The sequence below is a fragment of the Actinoplanes couchii genome, assembly GCF_016862075.1.
Lineage (GTDB): Bacteria > Actinomycetota > Actinomycetes > Mycobacteriales > Micromonosporaceae > Actinoplanes > Actinoplanes couchii.
The window spans coordinates 1-1612 of record NZ_BOMG01000107.1 but is presented as its reverse complement, the minus strand read 5'-3'; the positions used below and the strand labels follow the sequence as shown (position 1 = coordinate 1612).

General features: G+C 73.1%; 1 protein-coding gene. It reads right to left on the bottom strand.

The features are described 5' to 3' along the window. On the bottom strand, positions 1 to 1612 hold a 1612-nt coding region (locus tag Aco03nite_RS43700), incomplete at both ends, for a hypothetical protein (RefSeq protein ID WP_373872682.1).

Genomic DNA, 1612 nt, shown 5'->3' with positions numbered 1-1612 from the left:
GATCGGTCGAGGGCCGCCCCACTTGGGGTCGGCCCTCGACTGCGTTTGTGGGCAGATGCCCTAGTAACTTTGTGATTCGTGAACAGCGTGTGTCGGAGCAGGGCCACTCGGGCCTCGGTAACCCGCCGCCGTACTGGAAGGAATGATCCGTGACTACAGGACCGCAGGATGGCGGCTCCAGCAACCGCGACGACAACAGTCGTTCCGGAGGCGGTCGCGACGGAAGTGGCGACGGGCACCGTGGTGACCGAGGCGGCTCCCAGGGCGGCGGTGACCGTGGCGGATTCCGTGGCGGCGACCGCGACCGTGGCGGCTCTCGTGGTGGCTACCAGGGCGGTGGTGACCGCGGTGGGTTCCGTGGTGGTGACCGTGACCGTGGTGGCTACCAGGGTGGCGGCGACCGCGGTGGATACCGTGGCGGCGACCGTCAGCAGGGTGGCGACCGCGGTGGTTTCCGCGGGGGCGACCGCGACCGTGGTGGCTACCAGGGTGGTGGCGACCGTGGAGGGTTCCGTGGCGGAGACCGTGACCGGTCCGCCGGCGGCTTCCGCGGTGGCGACCGCAACGTAGAGCGTGGCGGGTACCAGGGCGGTGGTGACCGCGGTGGGTTCCGTGGTGGTGACCGTGACCGTGGTGGTTACCAGGGTGGACGCCCGAGTGGTGACCGGCCGGGCTACCAGGGCGGCGACCGTCGTCCCAGTGGTGACCGTCCCGGATACCAGGGTGGCGGCGACCGCGGTGGTTTCCGCGGGGGCGACCGCGATCGTGGTGGCTACCAGGGTGGCGGCGACCGTCGTCCGAGTGGTGACCGTCCGGGTTACCAGGGTGGTGGCGACCGGGGTGGGTTCCGTGGTGGCGACCGTGACCGTGGTGGTTACCAGGGCGGGCGCCCGAGTGGTGACCGGCCGGGCTACCAGGGCGGCGACCGTCGTCCGAGCGGGGACCGTCCCGGATACCAGGGTGGCGGCGACCGTGGTGGTTACCAGGGTGGACGCCCCAGTGGTGACCGTCCCGGTTACCAGGGCGGTGGCGACCGCGGTGGGTTCCGCGGGGGCGACCGTGACCGTGGTGGCTACCAGGGCGGACGCCCGAGCGGTGACCGTCCCGGTTACCAGGGTGGCGGGGACCGCGGTGGGTTCCGTGGCGGAGACCGTGACCGGTCCGCCGGCGGCGACCGCGGTGGCTTCCGTGGCGGAGACCGTCCGGGTTACCAGGGTGGTGGCGACCGCGGTGGGTTCCGTGGCGGCGACCGTGACCGTGGCGGCTACCAGGGTGGACGCCCCAGCGGCGACCGGCCGGGCTACCAGGGCGGCGACCGTCGTCCCAGTGGTGACCGTCCCGGTTACCAGGGTGGCGGCGACCGCGGTGGGTTCCGCGGGGGCGACCGTGACCGTGGCGGCTACCAGGGCGGACGCCCCAGCGGCGACCGTCCCGGTTACCAGGGCGGTGGCGACCGTGGCGGTGCCCGGGAGAGCTTCCAGGGTGACCGTGGTGGCTTCCGTGGTGGCGACCGTCCGCAGGGCGGGGACCGTCCGGGTTACCAGGGTGGTGGCGACCGCGGTGGGTTCCGTGGTGGCGACCGTGACCGTGGCGGCTACCAGGGCGGACGCCC